1 protein-coding gene and 1 pseudogene are annotated in these 743 nt (G+C 44.5%); both read right to left on the bottom strand.

Features of this window, described 5'->3' with window-relative positions:
* Positions 1–260, bottom strand: a pseudogene (locus HMPREF2554_RS03050) (hypothetical protein); the annotation flags it as partial.
* A gap of 31 nt (positions 261–291) precedes the next feature.
* The coding region (locus HMPREF2554_RS03055; RefSeq protein WP_070553982.1) for a hypothetical protein at positions 292–743 on the bottom strand (452 nt) is incomplete at its 5' end.

The raw sequence follows: 743 nt of genomic DNA on the forward strand, positions 1-743 counted from the left end.
AGCCAATGCAAATCTTCCATGTACTCATAGATCAGATTTACTGGATCATCAGGCAATCCATAAGGATATTCAATAGGCTCTAAAAGCTCCTTAAAATATTCATTCTCGGTCCTTGCCTGGACAAGAGCAGAGCAAAAGAACTCAATAATTTTCCATCCCTGCTTTTGTAGCAGCTCTAGTTGCCGCTCTAAGACGTTATCTTCCTTTACATACACAACTGGGAAGAAGCTATTGCCACGCCCGTCGTCGTAGTAACCCATAATTGGTTACTCCTTGGCTATCAGTGCGTTGTTAGCTGTTCCCGCCGGTGTAGGAAGTGCTCTCGGGGTATTCATCAGGATCATCATTCCACTCCCCATCCTCATACAACGGGTCAGGAAAACCCTGAGGAAAAAACACTTTCTTATACCTCTCCACACCGCTCCAAGGATATTCCACACCATCCTTGGCGGTTACAGCTTTATCTTCAAAGAATTTTTTGATCGCAGGTAGGCTCTCGCGTGAAAATTCAAATCCATATCCAAAGAGAACCCGATAAAGCCCAGTACCGAAAACTGGACGAACAGTATAACGACCATCCATAGCTTCCAGAATATTTACGCACGCTGTAACAGCCTTATTATCCATCACGAAGAGGTCATCAAAATTCCTGTACAGCACAAAAAGTCCTTGGCGCATATCAAACCAGGTGATCAGGCAGGCATCTTCAGAAGCCCAACGCAGGTTAAAATCATCCGGAATAG

This window comes from Rothia sp. HMSC071F11, from assembly GCF_001809115.1.
Lineage (GTDB): Bacteria > Actinomycetota > Actinomycetes > Actinomycetales > Micrococcaceae > Rothia > Rothia dentocariosa.